At 30.9% G+C, this 13,911-nt stretch carries 22 protein-coding genes and 1 pseudogene; 1 reads left to right on the top strand and 22 read right to left on the bottom strand.

From position 1 onward, the window contains the following. Positions 1-21: 21 nt before the first annotated feature. The 11 genes and pseudogenes from AGR56_RS06020 to AGR56_RS06060 all read right to left on the bottom strand — a co-directional run bounded on the left by AGR56_RS06020 (position 22) and on the right by AGR56_RS06060 (position 5,677). The gene (locus tag AGR56_RS06020) at positions 22-306 is read right to left on the bottom strand and encodes a helix-turn-helix transcriptional regulator (RefSeq protein ID WP_008423823.1); all 285 of its coding nucleotides are present in this window, start codon (positions 304-306) and stop codon (positions 22-24) included. Beyond that, positions 299-505 (bottom strand): type II toxin-antitoxin system RelE/ParE family toxin, encoded by a 207-nt coding sequence (locus tag AGR56_RS21475; RefSeq protein WP_347460515.1) that lies wholly within the window; start codon positions 503-505, stop codon positions 299-301. Before AGR56_RS21475 ends, AGR56_RS06020 begins: the two co-directional genes overlap by 8 nt. Continuing rightward, entirely contained in the window at positions 469-663 is a 195-nt protein-coding gene (locus tag AGR56_RS21480) for a type II toxin-antitoxin system RelE/ParE family toxin (RefSeq protein ID WP_242851341.1), read from the bottom strand. The genes AGR56_RS21475 and AGR56_RS21480 overlap by 37 nt, the downstream gene beginning before the upstream one ends. 75 nt (positions 664-738) lie before the next feature. Beyond that, positions 739-1,668, bottom strand: coding sequence for a hypothetical protein (locus AGR56_RS06030; RefSeq protein ID WP_053241508.1), 930 nt, complete (start codon positions 1,666-1,668; stop codon positions 739-741). Beyond that, a pseudogene (locus tag AGR56_RS06035) lies at positions 1,665-3,028 on the bottom strand (CpaF/VirB11 family protein). Before AGR56_RS06035 ends, AGR56_RS06030 begins: the two are co-directional and overlap by 4 nt. Beyond that, on the bottom strand, positions 3,025-3,852 hold the full coding sequence (locus AGR56_RS06040; protein ID WP_053241509.1) for a ParA family protein: 828 nt from the start codon (positions 3,850-3,852) through the stop codon (positions 3,025-3,027). Before AGR56_RS06040 ends, AGR56_RS06035 begins: the two are co-directional and overlap by 4 nt. Further along, the gene (locus AGR56_RS21485) at positions 3,842-3,994 is read right to left on the bottom strand and encodes a hypothetical protein (RefSeq protein WP_242851342.1); all 153 of its coding nucleotides are present in this window, start codon (positions 3,992-3,994) and stop codon (positions 3,842-3,844) included. Before AGR56_RS21485 ends, AGR56_RS06040 begins: the two co-directional genes overlap by 11 nt. After that, a complete protein-coding gene (locus AGR56_RS06045) occupies positions 3,985-4,656 on the bottom strand; it encodes an RcpC/CpaB family pilus assembly protein (RefSeq protein ID WP_242851343.1) in 672 nt (223 codons plus the stop codon). Before AGR56_RS06045 ends, AGR56_RS21485 begins: the two co-directional genes overlap by 10 nt. A gap of 10 nt (positions 4,657-4,666) precedes the next feature. After that, entirely contained in the window at positions 4,667-5,083 is a 417-nt protein-coding gene (locus AGR56_RS06050) for a prepilin peptidase (protein WP_053241510.1), read from the bottom strand. 62 nt (positions 5,084-5,145) lie between these two features. Next, a complete protein-coding gene (locus AGR56_RS06055; RefSeq protein ID WP_053241511.1) occupies positions 5,146-5,478 on the bottom strand; it encodes a hypothetical protein in 333 nt (110 codons plus the stop codon). Further along, entirely contained in the window at positions 5,465-5,677 is a 213-nt protein-coding gene (locus AGR56_RS06060; RefSeq protein WP_053241512.1) for an aspartyl-phosphate phosphatase Spo0E family protein, read from the bottom strand. Before AGR56_RS06060 ends, AGR56_RS06055 begins: the two co-directional genes overlap by 14 nt. A 131-nt stretch (positions 5,678-5,808) precedes the next feature. Between AGR56_RS06060 and AGR56_RS06065 the strand changes: the two genes are divergently transcribed. Further along, positions 5,809-6,042, top strand: a complete 234-nt coding sequence (locus tag AGR56_RS06065) for a helix-turn-helix transcriptional regulator (protein ID WP_053241513.1) — start codon at positions 5,809-5,811, stop codon at positions 6,040-6,042. Here the strand turns inward: AGR56_RS06065 and AGR56_RS06070 are convergent. The 11 genes from AGR56_RS06070 to AGR56_RS06120 all read right to left on the bottom strand — a co-directional run bounded on the left by AGR56_RS06070 (position 6,039) and on the right by AGR56_RS06120 (position 13,899). Next, complete coding sequence (locus AGR56_RS06070) at positions 6,039-6,248, bottom strand: hypothetical protein (RefSeq protein ID WP_053241514.1); 210 nt, start codon at positions 6,246-6,248, stop codon at positions 6,039-6,041. The two genes, AGR56_RS06065 and AGR56_RS06070, sit on opposite strands and share 4 nt — an antisense overlap. Further along, positions 6,248-7,081 carry a conjugal transfer protein TrbL family protein gene (locus AGR56_RS06075; RefSeq protein WP_053241515.1) on the bottom strand — a complete coding sequence of 278 codons (834 nt, stop codon included), beginning with the start codon at positions 7,079-7,081 and terminating at the stop codon, positions 6,248-6,250. The genes AGR56_RS06070 and AGR56_RS06075 overlap by 1 nt, the downstream gene beginning before the upstream one ends. 64 nt (positions 7,082-7,145) lie before the next feature. Next, positions 7,146-7,376, bottom strand: a complete 231-nt coding sequence (locus AGR56_RS06080) for a DUF6133 family protein (RefSeq protein ID WP_053241516.1) — start codon at positions 7,374-7,376, stop codon at positions 7,146-7,148. A 51-nt stretch (positions 7,377-7,427) separates the two neighbouring features. Further along, positions 7,428-7,658 (bottom strand): DUF6133 family protein, encoded by a 231-nt coding sequence (locus tag AGR56_RS06085; RefSeq protein ID WP_053241517.1) that lies wholly within the window; start codon positions 7,656-7,658, stop codon positions 7,428-7,430. 27 nt (positions 7,659-7,685) lie between these two features. Next, positions 7,686-8,036, bottom strand: a complete 351-nt coding sequence (locus AGR56_RS06090) for an Mbov_0395 family pilin-like conjugal transfer protein (protein WP_053241518.1) — start codon at positions 8,034-8,036, stop codon at positions 7,686-7,688. Beyond that, positions 8,026-10,197 (bottom strand): VirD4-like conjugal transfer protein, CD1115 family, encoded by a 2,172-nt coding sequence (locus AGR56_RS06095; protein WP_053241519.1) that lies wholly within the window; start codon positions 10,195-10,197, stop codon positions 8,026-8,028. Before AGR56_RS06095 ends, AGR56_RS06090 begins: the two co-directional genes overlap by 11 nt. Before the next feature lie 139 nt (positions 10,198-10,336). Beyond that, on the bottom strand, positions 10,337-10,738 hold the full coding sequence (locus AGR56_RS06100) for a ParB N-terminal domain-containing protein (protein WP_053241520.1): 402 nt from the start codon (positions 10,736-10,738) through the stop codon (positions 10,337-10,339). A gap of 33 nt (positions 10,739-10,771) precedes the next feature. Continuing rightward, the gene (locus AGR56_RS06105) at positions 10,772-11,416 is read right to left on the bottom strand and encodes a DNA alkylation repair protein (protein WP_053241521.1); all 645 of its coding nucleotides are present in this window, start codon (positions 11,414-11,416) and stop codon (positions 10,772-10,774) included. Positions 11,417-11,484: 68 nt separating this feature from the next. Next, positions 11,485-12,441, bottom strand: a complete 957-nt coding sequence (locus AGR56_RS06110) for a relaxase/mobilization nuclease domain-containing protein (RefSeq protein ID WP_053241522.1) — start codon at positions 12,439-12,441, stop codon at positions 11,485-11,487. Positions 12,442-12,445: 4 nt separating this feature from the next. Then, positions 12,446-12,754: a plasmid mobilization relaxosome protein MobC gene (mobC, locus tag AGR56_RS06115; protein ID WP_053241523.1), complete on the bottom strand. Its 309-nt coding sequence runs from the start codon at positions 12,752-12,754 to the stop codon at positions 12,446-12,448. A gap of 155 nt (positions 12,755-12,909) precedes the next feature. Then, on the bottom strand, positions 12,910-13,899 hold the full coding sequence (locus tag AGR56_RS06120; protein WP_008423785.1) for a DUF3991 domain-containing protein: 990 nt from the start codon (positions 13,897-13,899) through the stop codon (positions 12,910-12,912). Positions 13,900-13,911 lie beyond the last annotated feature (12 nt).

Here is a 13,911-nt window from a genome sequence, read left to right on the forward strand (position 1 = left end):
GCGTGTTCCAATTATTTTACATTACCTTAATTCAATATGAATTTCTTTTCCTAATCCTTTTGCAAGCTTGCTAAGAAAGTCTAAAGAGGGATTGTAGTTTCCACTTTCAAGCCTGCTAATATTTGATTTTTGAGTTCCTATACGGTAAGCTAATTCTTCTTGAGTTAAATTTAGTTCTCTTCTTGCTTTTATTACTTCTGAAATAAGCTCATAGCGTGGTTTTAGTTTTTCATACTCATCTTTGAACTCATTATCCTTCATAAGTTCTTTTTTAATTACTGAAAAATCAACACTTGCTTTACTCATCTTCACACCTCTTTTCAAAATCTTCTTTATACCTTTTTGCTTTTTCAAGCTCTAGCTTTGGCGTTTTATCTGTTTTTTTAAGAAATCCATTTAACAATACAAAAGTGTCTCTATGATAAGTAAAATAAAATATTCTTGATGCATCTGATCCTAATTTTATTCTTAACTCATATACTCCTTTATATTGTTCCCCTTTAATGGTTTTACATAAGGTTCTTTTAAATAAATGCCATGCTCCTTTAAAAGTTCTATTTCACTATATGCTTTTGCTCTCATTTTAGGTGAGAGTGATGATAAAAATTCCATTACAGGGATATTACCATTTTCTCTTTGGTAGAATTCAACCTTCCAATCCACGTTTATATCTCCCTCTTTATAATATATGCATTTATTAATTATATGTTATCATATACGATAACTTTAGTCAATGTCTTATCTCTTATATTCCACTGGTTTAGTTAATTTAATTACTGCTGCTAATGATATAAATATGACAGTTATGCAAACTGCAAGTATTGCTTTCCCTATGCCAGTAAATAGTAGCGTTTCGTACCATTCCTTATTTAGAAAATACATTAGTGGAATATTTCCTATTAAAAGTATAGTCATAGTTATAAACTCTTTCATAGGTTCATAAAGAAGATAATCAAGTTCAGCTCCTACTATTCTCATATCTGAAAGCTTTGACACTATTGGTGTTAAGGTGGTTTTTAAGTTTTTATCCTCTTGGCAGGCTATTACTGCATCCACCCATTCTCTGAATACATCATTATCTATTTTGCTCCTAAGGTTTTCTAATGCTATTTTCATATTAGAATTTATAAGCTTTGTTTGAGTTAAAAAGCCTTTAAAAACATCTGATACTGGTGGATTTAGATAGGTTATATTTTCATCTACTGCGGTTATTATGCTTTCATTTCGCATATAGGATGTGGTAATTACTGAAAGAGCTGTTTCAAGTTCAGCATTTAACTGCTTTTTAAAAAAGTTTGCTGTGAATTTTATATACCAAAAGGGTACAAGCGAAAAGCCTATAGAGAGCACTGGAACTAAAAAGAAGTTATTCATAGATACAGCTACAATAACTCCCATTAAAATAAGAAAAATGAAGCTACACATAGAGTATAAAACTTTTTCTGTTTTTCCTGTAATCTTTATTATTTCTTTAGTTTCTTCAAGAAGAAGCTTTATTCCTCTTGGCTTTTTCTTATTTGTGGCTTCTTTAACCTTTGTTTTAATAGTTTTTTTCTTTCCTTTAAATTTATTTGCTATAGCTTCAAAAAATTCAAAGGGTGACAAGGAAAGTAATATAAAACTCCCTGCAATTATTCCTAAGAAAGCTATTAATTTTAATAAGGTCATTTTTCTTCACCTTCCTCTACTATATTTTTAGAAAGCAAGCTTTCTAGTACACTTAATGGCATTCCATTTTCAAGAAGCCTTTTTTGAAGATTCTTTGATATATCCTTTACTTTTTCATAGTTACCTATTATTTTAACTTTTCCATTTTTACTGTATTCTCTTTAATATGATAACGAAAAAGAGTGTGAATTTGCCTTTTACCATTAGGCAGTATTTCACACTCTGTAATTTCCATTACTTTTCTTGAATTATCTTCAAGCTTTTTAGTAAACAAAACTATTGGAAAAGCTTCTGTAACTAAAGAATATAAGGTGTCATCATTTATATCATATTTCATTTTACAAAGGGTCATCATGCGAAAATAGGTAGCCTCACAGGAATTTGCATGGGTTGTAGTTATTACTGCATGTCCTGTTCTTGCTGCCTCCTGAGCTGCAAAGGATTCTTCTCCCTTCATTTCAGCTACACATATATAATCAGGGTTAAAAGTTAAAGCACTTTCAAGGAGCTTTTCTTGATCTATATTCTGCTTTTTATCTTCACTATACCTTGTAACTGTATGGACTATATTGTTTATTACCTTTCCTTCTTCATCTGTTTTCACAAGGTCAAACTCTCTTGTTCCATTTTCTATGGTAAATATTCTTTTATCATCTGGAATTGTAGATAAAAGCCAGCTCATTAAGGTAGTTTTACCTGAAGACGTTGCTCCTGTTACACACATACTTATGCCATATCTTAAGCATATACTTAAAAAATCCAACATTTCTTCTGTAGCTGTGCCATTTTTAATAAAGTTCTCTTTAGCTAATTTTTGAGGATTTACAATACGGATAGAAGCTGAAATTCCTTTATCATCATCTATAACACCAATACCAAATACAGTTATTCTTATTTTATTTGATAAATGTCCTCTTACTATGGGCTGAGAGTTATCTAAAATCATTCCCGACTTATGAAGCAGTCTTCTTATTACATCTATAGCATGTTCAGGTGAATTGAATTTCTCTTTTGTAGGCAGAATTTCTCCGTTAGTATAAGTTATTTTAATATCTCTCCACTGATTTATATTGATTTCTTCTACATCTTTTCTAAATAAATACCTTGTTAAGAATGAAAACTCTGCCATTTCTGAATAAAGTTTTTCTACAAGTTCATCAAAACTTAATCCCTCTACCCCTAAGGAATAGTCCATAATATATTTTGAAATATAGGATTTTATTTGCTCCTTCTGCTCATTTGGGTTATTTGAAATAAGATTTGAATATTTATTTGAAATATGTTCCTGTACATCCTGTAGTATGTCTTGGAATTCTTTTAAATTTTTCCCTGTATTGAAAAACAAAGCTGCATTATTCATGAATTAGTTCCTCCCTTCCCAAAAGCTTTTTTAAATAAAGAAATCTCTTTTATTTTTGATTTAGTTTCTACAGTATACTCTTTTTCATCTATAAGATAATTACTTAAAGCTCTTATAGTATTTTCATATTCTAAGCTATTCTTATCCCTTAGCTGGTTAAAAAGAGATGCTGATAAAAATTGATTTTCTATTTCTTCTGTATAGGTCAGCTCATATCTCACCCCTCTATACATTTCTATTATCTGATCCTTTGGTTCCTTCTCCTTTACCTTTGATAAAACCTTAATATGCTTATCTACATTAAATCTTCTATCTGCAAGCAGTGGCAAATAAGAAGCGAAGTAGGATATTGCCTTTAAATTACTGCTGCAAAGCCTTACTACATTATCTGCCATTTCAAGTGCTACTGCTGATAAGGTATCATAGGCAAAAACACTTGAACAATCTATAATAACATAATCTGCAAGATGCCTTAGAAGTATTAAAAAATCTACTGCTCTTTCCTTTGAATAAGAAGCATAAGTAAATATATTCTCTCCTTGAGAATATCCCAGGAAACTTATATAAGGATTTTTTTCTAAGGTAATGCATTTTGATAAAATATCTTCCTGAGTTATTTCTGGAGCTGATAATATGCTACCTAAAGATTTATTTTCTTCTTTTGCATAGGGTAATATTGTCATAATGCTTGGTGAAAGCACATCACAAAGCACAACTATAACATTTTTCTTTTTTGTAGAAAGTTCTTTAGCAAGTTTAATGCTTACAGTAGTTTTTCCTGCATCAGGATTTCCCCAAAGAGCAATTATTTTATTATTGTTCATTTGTACTTGCCCCCTGACTTACTGAGTTATCTGTATTACTCATATTTCCTGTACTACTATCTTTATTATCATTTATAAGCTTCTTTTGCTCATCTAAGAATTTTTGAGAGTTTTCCTCTGAACCTCTATATATTAAGGACACATGGATTTTACTTTTTTTTGCTCAAGATCTGCAAGCAACTTTGCTTGAGTTCTATTTACTAAAAGAGTTATAGTAGATGGCAATTCTTGTTCCTTATCTTTTTCATTTGTTTGCTTTTGATTATAAACCCTATCTGCTCCTTCGCTAGTAGTTACTGCAAGGACTCTTACATATTGAAGCTCTTTTGGTATCACAGTTTCTCTAAGCTCACCATAATCTGATGCAATTATAGAAATAATATCTCCTGTTTGAAGTTTTCCTGAAAGCCCTGCAGCAAAACTTTTTATGCTTATTGATATCGCCTGATTATTGCTATCAAGACTATATAGATATTTATTTTCTGCTAAGGGACTATTTGAAATCTTGCTACTTAAAATATAATCTCCTTTACTTAAATCTGCTGTAGCATATTTGCCTATTGCATTTTCTTTGTTCTTTATAACTTCCTTTGGCAAATTGTAACTACCAACTTCTATAATTTCAACCTTATCTGCACTTATAATTTCTCCCTTAGGGACATCTTTACTTATCCTCACTATTTTGACCTTTGACTGTAGTGCATTATTGTATAATGGTGTTATACCAAAGCATATAATAAGAGATAAAACTATAGCTGAAAGTCCTATTACCGTTCTGTTTTTTAATAAATTTTTTTCATTCAAAAATTCCTCCTCAAAATAATAAATATGTTAAAAAGCACCCTGCCGAAAGATAAGGTGCTAATGGAAAGGATATGTTAATATCCTTATTTCTAATTTTGTAATAAATTTTATTTACTGTTATAGCAATGATAAGCCCTAAAAAGCTTCCAACAAGCCCTCCCTTCAATCCAAGAAAAAATCCATTAGCTCCCATAAACTTAACATCACCACCACCTATACCTCCACCTTTTATTAAAGCTGTAATAAAAAATGGAATAGGTATAAGTAATAATCCTATTATTGAATCTAAAATGTTAAAATCGATTAATGCTACAATAATTATTAAGATATGAACCTTATCTGGAATAGTTTTAGTCTTTATATCACAAAAACTTGCATAGGCTAAAATTAAGACATACAAGATACCCTTAAGAACAAATATATCCATCCCTAACTTTTCACCTTTCTTTCAGTCAAAATTAAAACACCCTTCATTTAATTAAGTAAATGTTAGGTGCTTATATTCCATTCATCCAAATATTTGTATCTATAAACCTTTTGAGATTTATGAAATCTAACCATGAATTTTATCTGATCTACTACTGAAATATTAGTCTTATCTTTTGTAAGCATCATAATTGAACCTGCGATGGATGTTAAAAGGAACACCACACAAAATGCTGTGCTCCTTGTTGTTATATACACTACTATATCAATTAATGCTGCAACAAAGGTAGATCCCATAGATTTCAAAAGTTCTTCCTTCCCAAAACCTTCAAAAATTTCTGTTCTTGTTTTAAGTCCCAGTGGTATATATAAAGTTTCTTTTTCAAGTTGCTCCATTGTCATCCTCCATTTTTATTTCATTTTTACTATTTTCCTTATTTGCTTCTATATAATCAATTATAAGTTTGTCCATTTGTCTGCTTATATCTAAAATTTCTTCCGTAAGACTTTCATCATCTATAGAGGCACATATTTCATTTAAAACAATTCTTAAATTTTCTATTTCATTATTTATATATTCTACACTCTTTTTCATACCCTTCACCCCATATTTTCCATAATAATATCGTATTGAGATATTATACCATATATTTTATCATTTGTAGACTATAGTCCGTGGACTTCTTGTCGCTTTTTTTGACAATTATATAGAAGGGGATGATTGTAATGCTTTTAGAAGAAGCTTTAGCTATTGTTTTAAAGGAATATAGAACTGAAAAAAATCTTTCTCAAGAAGAATTAGCAGATAAATGTAATTTAGACAGAACCTATATTAGCCTTTTAGAAAGAGGAAAAAGAAAGCCTACTCTTAGTGTTGTTTTTAATATTTGTGATAGTTTAGAAGTTAAGCCTAGTGCATTTGTTTCTAAAATAGAAATACTCCTTAAAGATAAAATTTAGCTATAATAGTTCATTATTAATTCTTTAATTTGCCATATACACTCAGCTATTATATAAAAAATCGCTGTGTTTTTTGCTCTTTTCTTATACATAGAGCTTTCTTCCTCAGATGCTCCCATACGAATAAGACAGTAAATTACTCTAAGTACTGCCCCTGCTCTTATTAATACCATAAAAGCATCTGCCATTTCTTTTACTAAATCCATTACTTAAAAGCTCCTTTCGCTATCTGTACAAGTCTTACAGATTGATATATATTCCCCATTAATCCAGAGCCTTGACCACCAGATACGATAATAAATTCTTGAAGGAATCTTGGTGTTTTTATGGCAAGCATTAGGGCTGCTATTCCCCAAAACACATGAGTATTAAGCATTAATGCTACTCCTACCTTTGCAAGCACTATCTGAACCATCACAGCTAAAGTTGATTGAAAAAACTTTTGTATATAGGTTCTAAATACTCCTTTATCTGCATCTAAAATACCTACACAGGCTAAGGGAAGTCCTATCCTTAGTATTAATATTTCCATACCTCTCATTAAAAACTGTAAGTATAAAAGAAAGAAACATATGAAAAATATCAGTGATATTATAGCTGTAAATAGTCCTGCACTTGATATTCCTGTTATTACTGCTGAAAAATCTGTTGTCATTCCCTTACTTATTAAATTTATTACCTTATTTGTTAAGTCTTCAACTATAGTAGCAAGCCAAAGATATAGCGTAGGAAAACTTACTGCTATTGCTAACGCTTTAAAAAATCCAGTGAGAAATACTAAAGGATCTGCATCTGCATCACCTTCAGTCCAAAGCACATACTGCTCAAAACCTTTCTTTAAAAATTTAAGCACTATAAGGGATATACCAAAAGCCAAAAATATATTAAACACTTCTGTAAATCCATTTGTACCAATTAGAGTATCCATATATTTTTCTGCATGAAGAGCTATAGGGACAAGATCATTTAAAAGAGAATTTACATATGCAAGGCAGCCACTTAATATCCCTGCAATTAGCATTACAAGTAATGCCTCCAACATCATCACCTCCAAGTTTAAAGGGCTTTGAAGTTTAAACTTGCAAGCCCTTTAAACGGTTTTATTAGCCTTTAAAATTAAACATATCCTTTATTCTTTGAGTTAATGTTGGTAAAACTGTATCTTTAAATAATAGATACAATCCGCCAAGTACGAGTGCTCCTATTACTACTGACATTAGGATCTTTACTGCGGTATCAACAAAACCCTCACCACTTTTGTTCTTTAAGGATTCCTTTACTGAATTCACCTTATTCATCGCTTTTAATTGCATTATTAATACTAAATTTCTCATTAATAAATACCTCCACTTTTTATATTTTCTTTTTACTTTTTTTATAACTTTTTAGCCCTTGAAATTGAACATATCTTTTATTCTTTGAGTTAATGTAGGGAGAACTGTGTCCTTAAATAATAGATATAATCCACCAAGAACTAATGCTCCTATTACTACTGACATTAGAATCTTTACTGCGGTATCAACAAAGCCCTCACCGCTTTTGTTCTTTAAGGCTTCCTTTACTGAATTCACCTTATTCATTGCTTTTAATTGCATCATTAATACTAAATTCCTCATTAATAAATACCTCCACTTTTTTTAAAATTATTTGTAATATCCAATTATTAAATTTAATGTAGCTGAAGCTATAACTGCACCTATGCAAGAAACTATAGCAACTACAATTCTGTTGTTCCACTTCTTCTGATCCATATCATCGGCAGCGCTACGTCTTATAAAGAAGTATATTATAAGCACTCCTGCCACTACTGGAGCAAATATCATAAGCCAAGTTGTTATGTCATTTATAAGTTTTTCTGTACCTTTTACAAGTTTGCTGTTTTGTACATTATCATCAGCATAGGCTGTATAGCTACTCATAAATAAGGCATATAAAGTTAAAATTACTGCCCAAGCCTTTTCTTTTACTTCCTTTAATAAATTCTTAATCTTCATCGCTGTATAGTTCTCCTTTCTTTTCGCTTTCTTCATAAAAATATCCTGATTGGATTTTAGAAGCCTGAATACCCATATTTCTTACTGATTGCTTTATTAATCCCATTTCTTCCTTTGCAGCATAGTAAAGCCATATTCCCCATAAGTCCATATCAACCATGTTTATGTTTCTTGATTTTCTTCTGTTTTGCCTTAGCTCCCTTACTTTTCTGTTATGTTCTTTATCTCCAAGTCCAAACATTTTATTAAACCCCCAAGCTGACAAATCTGGTGAATACATAATTGCAGGGTTATTTCTTGAAGTAATTAAGCTGTAAGGTCTTGATATTAGCCTTATTTCATCTGCTGCAAGTAGTGCTCTATGGGTTAAATTAATACTTTGAGAGCTAGATGGAGTAGAAAATTTTGCCTGGGATGCACTTAAAGAATAAGTAGATACTGTGTAGTTCCCAAGCTTTTTTGATATTTCCTCAAGAGTTTCAATATCGTCTGCCTGAAGATAAATCCAGTTTTCACAATTGCCTTTTATGGTCTTTGCCACCTCCTTTCCATACTTATCATCAAGCTGTGCAAAACTCTGTAGAAATAAATTAAACCTGATTCCCCTGCCACCGCCAACGGTTAGCTTATTAGAGAAATCAGGTATTGTAGCAAAATTACCAAATTCATCAAGTAAGAAATTTACTCTGTTTTTTAGTCTTCCACCTCTCTCATCTGCACTTTTTACAAGTTCAATATAATGCTGTGATACAAATAAACTTGCCAAGGTATAGTAAGTTGTTTTTTCATCTGGAAGTATTATAAATATAGCCCTCTTTTTACTTCCTGTTTCCTTAGGATTATAGTCACTTACATTAGTCATGGAGTTGATTAAAGGATTAGTAAATAATCTTAGTGTTGTAAGAGCTGCAGTATAAAAACTTCCTCTAGTTTTGCTTGGTGCTACTTCTGAAATGGCAAGTAAAGCTTTAGCAGGATGGGAAGGATTTAGCTTTTTAACATATTCAATTATTGGCATAGTGTTACCAGTAGCCTTGCACATCTCACTAATAAAGTAGTAAACATTAGTCATATTCTGATATTTTCTGTTATTGCCATCTTTGTTGTCATAAACCACACTCATAATAGCACTTGCAATTATAGAAGCTTCACCATCTGTCCATATTCTCTCACCCTTTGGTTCTCCTACAAGCTGTGAGGTTAAATCCCAGGTTGCATCAATAGCTTTAGCAACATCATTATTATCTACTGCATCGATTATAGGCTGCAGGAAATTATACCTACTGCTCTTTTCAGGATTTTTAAAATCTATTGCTATAACTTCATAGCCTAACCTTTCTAAATAAGGATAGGTATAAGCATACAATTCTCCCTTAGGATCACTTAATATCATACTTTCCCCTGCAAGTGCTATTGTACCTATACTTTCAAGTACTACAGTTCTTGTTTTACCTGAACGAGTAGCTCCAATACAAAGGCTATGAACATCTTCTCCTATAAAATAAATCTTTTCACTTCCCTTATGTTTTTTACAACCTAAAACTATCCCACCCTGCGGTAAAAGAGCTTTGGTAAATTCACCTGAGCATTTTGAGGTTTCATCTTTGGATTCTCCTTGAATATTTCCTTTTTCTCCTTCCATGGTAAATTGCTCTTTCCTCTCTGAGCATTTTTCTTGCTTCTTTTCCTCTTCATCTTCTCTTTCATTCCATCCTTTCTTCATTTCTTTTAGATCATCATATCCTTGTTCTATTAATGCCTTTACCCTGTTGTCATTTGGATTTAGAATAAAGTTATTAAAAGCTGAATCCTTCTCTTTTTCTGTGAGCCACTCAGCAGAACCAAATTGCTTTTGTCCAGCTGGCACTGGAGTTGAAATTTTAGGTGTTATTTCCCTTAAAGCACTTTGATAGGGCTTGTTGTTTGCTAGATAGTAGAATACTGAAAATAAAGCTATAAGCCCGTCAATACATAAAAAAAGCAGTAAGTGTTTTTTACTTACCGCCATGCTATGGATACAGATTATTAAGTTTGGGATTTTTAAAACTGTCATTTGCTTTGAAAGCAGCTGATGAATTATTGTTGAAAAATAAAGGTTAAATAAAATGCCACTCACTAATATGAGTAGGCTTATTAAAAGTTTTTTCTTTTTGGATTTCATTGATGGTGTTGCTCCTTTCTGAATTTAATTTTGGGAAAATGAAAAAGACCTACCTTCTCGGCAAGTCAAAAAAATTTGTACATTTATAATCTCCTTAGAAACTCATCATTCTTTTTAATAATGTCTTTTATTCTATATTTTATACTTTTTTCTTCCAATAACAAACTCGACACTGTCCATCATAATCTTGAACATATACATCTATCTTAATATTAGCATTAGCAGCTGAACATAACCTATGCTGTCCATCAGTAATTGCATAATGTCCACAAGAATTTCTTGTTATCCTTACTGGTGATAAATTATTTGTAACTCCTTTTTCTTTTAAAGAATGTGCTAATGATATGCAATACCTATAATCACATTCTTTGCAATAAATTGAATTAGATTCATCTTTATATTTTTCTTGTTCAAACTGTATACTGCATTTTCCCTTACTTAATCTATAACAATCATATTTACTTAAATTAAAAACAAAAGTTTTTCCCTTTGGATTAAAATTTCTAATAAGATTATATCCTGGATAATTGTCTTCTAACATAAAATCTCCCTTAAAAGTAAGTACTATTAACGTCTAAAGATACTTACTTGCCTCCCTAATACTTAGTGTAGATAATTTATTTTCTTTTAAAAAATTTCTGACCCATTCCTTATCAGTCTTTGAGTATTCTCTTAGTGACCATCCTATAGCTTTATTTATAAAAAATTCATCTGTGTTACAGTTACTAAGTATCGCTTTTCTTAATATATCAACATCTGTTTTATCTTTATATTGCAATTGAAAATCTATAGCTACCCTTTTTAACCAGATATTATCACAATCAATCCATTTTAATATTACAGATTCCTTTAATTGTGGATACTCCAAACACATATACCCAACAATAGCATCAAGACAATCTGTACTATCCCACCATGAATTTGTTATAATAAGCTTCTCAATCCTGCTAATATCCTCTGGTACAAGTTGTTTTTTTAATAGCAAAATATAATCTAAAGCTAAATAATGAAATTCCCTTTCTGGCATATCATAGCACTTAAATATAAATTCCCAATCAATAGATATATCTTTTTTATGTTGTTTAAGAAAATCCTTGCTTAACTTTGCTCTTTCAGGCTTTGCTATACCAAGAAACTCAAATTTATTCTTCATATATGCAGCCATTTTTTTAGAATATTCTTCATTTCTTGAAGCATAAAAAATTTCAAATATATTCATAACCTCATCCCTTATTCCATCAGTTTTCTATCTAACATAACTACATTATAGCATTATATATAATTTATTTAAATTTCTTGGTCATTACTTTTTTTCCAATCTAATCCCCTTCCTTTAGCCTCCTCAATTGCTCTTTCCTTCTTTGCTTGCCCCTCAAGTGCAGTTAAAGGTAAATGAGAATTATAATTATTGCTATTATCCTTGGAAATCATTTCAATTGCTGTCAATAGCAATTCCATTCTCGCTTCAAGTTGCTTTTTATCTTCTTTCTGTCTATTTAATTCAAAAGCCTTAAAAAGTGCCTCTTTTGTAAATTGTTCTGTGGGATATAGTTTTCTATTTCTGCACTTTTTTCCATCAGGAGTTGTAAAAGTTATATATTTTCTTTCATCTGTCCAATCAACTTTATAACCAAGCTTATTCATATTTTCTATAAACTCATCCTTACTTCTGCTACACCATTTACAATTCTTAACGGCAAGATACAGCTCGTATTTCCAACTTTGTTTGTTATCAATTGCTCTATATTCTCCTCTATTCTTATGCTTTCCTTTTTCTCCATCAACAACAATAAGACTATATTCCCGGCATAGCTCATCTGAATATTCCTTAAGACTTTCTAATTGTTCCTTTGATAACTGCCACTTATGTCCTTTTATGAAACTAACTGAATTGATAATAAAATGAGTATGCAGATGTCCTTTATCAGTATGAGTTGCATATAGTACCTGAAAATCCTTAAAAACTTCATGCTCTAAGAGTCTTTTACCTATCTCATTTATAACTTCTGGTGTTGCTTTATCATTAGGGGAAAATGACTGAATAAAATGTATAAACTGCCTTCCCTTTTCTTTATTGAAGTTCTGCTTAGTCATGATAAATTCTTCATAAGCTGTATCTGGCGAACAATCTTTTCCTCCAGTTAAATGTTCTGCTGTTTTTAAAGGATTCTTTATATAATTTATAGCTCTTTTCATACTTTTATAGGTGTTATTTGAACCATTGATAAACTCTATTACAGCCATGGTTTCACCTTATTTTTCTTATAGTAACCAAATACTCCCATATCTCTTTCAGCATCTTATTTACAGAATTTATATCAGGACAATTTATCTTTCCTTGGTGGCAAAGCATAGTTAATTGATTAATATTTGTACCTACTTTAGAAAGTTGATGAGCAAAATCTTTTATTCCATCAACAACCACAATATCTTTATTAAGTGCAGAAGCTATAACATAATTGCTAAATGTCATATTAGCTTTTTTAGCTTTCTTTTTTATTTGCTCTATTTCATCTTCTGTCATTCTAATATTAGTTTGAACATTTCTTTTTCTCATACCTTCCCTTCTTTCTAAGTAACTTTTAAAGGGGCTTGGGGATTTCCCCATTCTTAACGAGCTATTGGCTATACCAATAGGAAGCTTGCCTTCACCTCAAGCCCATGGCTTTCGCTCAGTCCTCTTGGATATTGAAAAAAGAACTCTTTACCTTTCTAAATACTAATATCCTCAAACTCAGTTGAGTAATCATTACTTCCATACATAGCTTCATTTTCACTTATTTTTGTTACTTTCGACTCCTCATCTAAAGCTATTAAATCTTCATTAAAATCTTTTCCTTTAGGTTTATGCCTTACAATTTCATATCTATCTTTATATTTATTAAAAATTTGATTACATGCAAAATGCCCTGCCTCATCATTATCAAGACAGAGCATTATTTTATTTATATTAGGATTTTCTTTTAAGTAGTATTCAAGAGCCTTATCCCCAACTCCTCCAAGAGAAATACAGTGATTATCAAAGCTTCGTATATTATGTTTTTTTATCAATGTAAGATAGCTCATTAAATCTATAGGAGCTTCAAATATACATACTGTATTATTATTTCCTTCCTTACAAAATGGATAGGTTTTATCTGAGTTTTTTACATCACATCTAAAAGAATTACCTGTAGTATTAGTACTTCTTATACTTGCATATTTAGGATTGTTTTCCTTATCAAAGCCTACAAATACGCAGCTACCATGTGCATTTTCATATAGCTTATGTTCTTTAACAAAATCTCTTACAATTTCACTATCAATGCCCCTTGAATTAATAAGATATGCAAAAATATGTTTAAAGGTAGTATTTTTTTCTGGAAGAATAAATTCTCCTTTTGTTTCTTCTTCAATAACTTCTAGAGGTTTATATCGTACAATTTCATCTGTTTTTCCTATTAGAGTTTTTACCGCATCTACCCAGGACTTATTCTCCATTTCCATTACAAACTGAATAGCTCCACCACCTTTATTCTGATAAAACCAATTCCATTTATGGCCATCACTATGAATATATAAACCTCCATAGCCTTCTATTTTAAAGGAACGAGAAGTAACTTGCTTTACTGGATATCCTGCACTTAAAGCATAGCTTATTATATTTACACTATCAGCTTTAGATATTTCTTCATCAGTAAATCTTAGTTTTTCCATTGCCATGAACTATTCCCT

The sequence above is a fragment of the Clostridium sp. DMHC 10 genome, assembly GCF_001270375.1.
In the GTDB taxonomy this organism is placed as follows: domain Bacteria; phylum Bacillota; class Clostridia; order Clostridiales; family Clostridiaceae; genus Clostridium_S; species Clostridium_S guangxiense.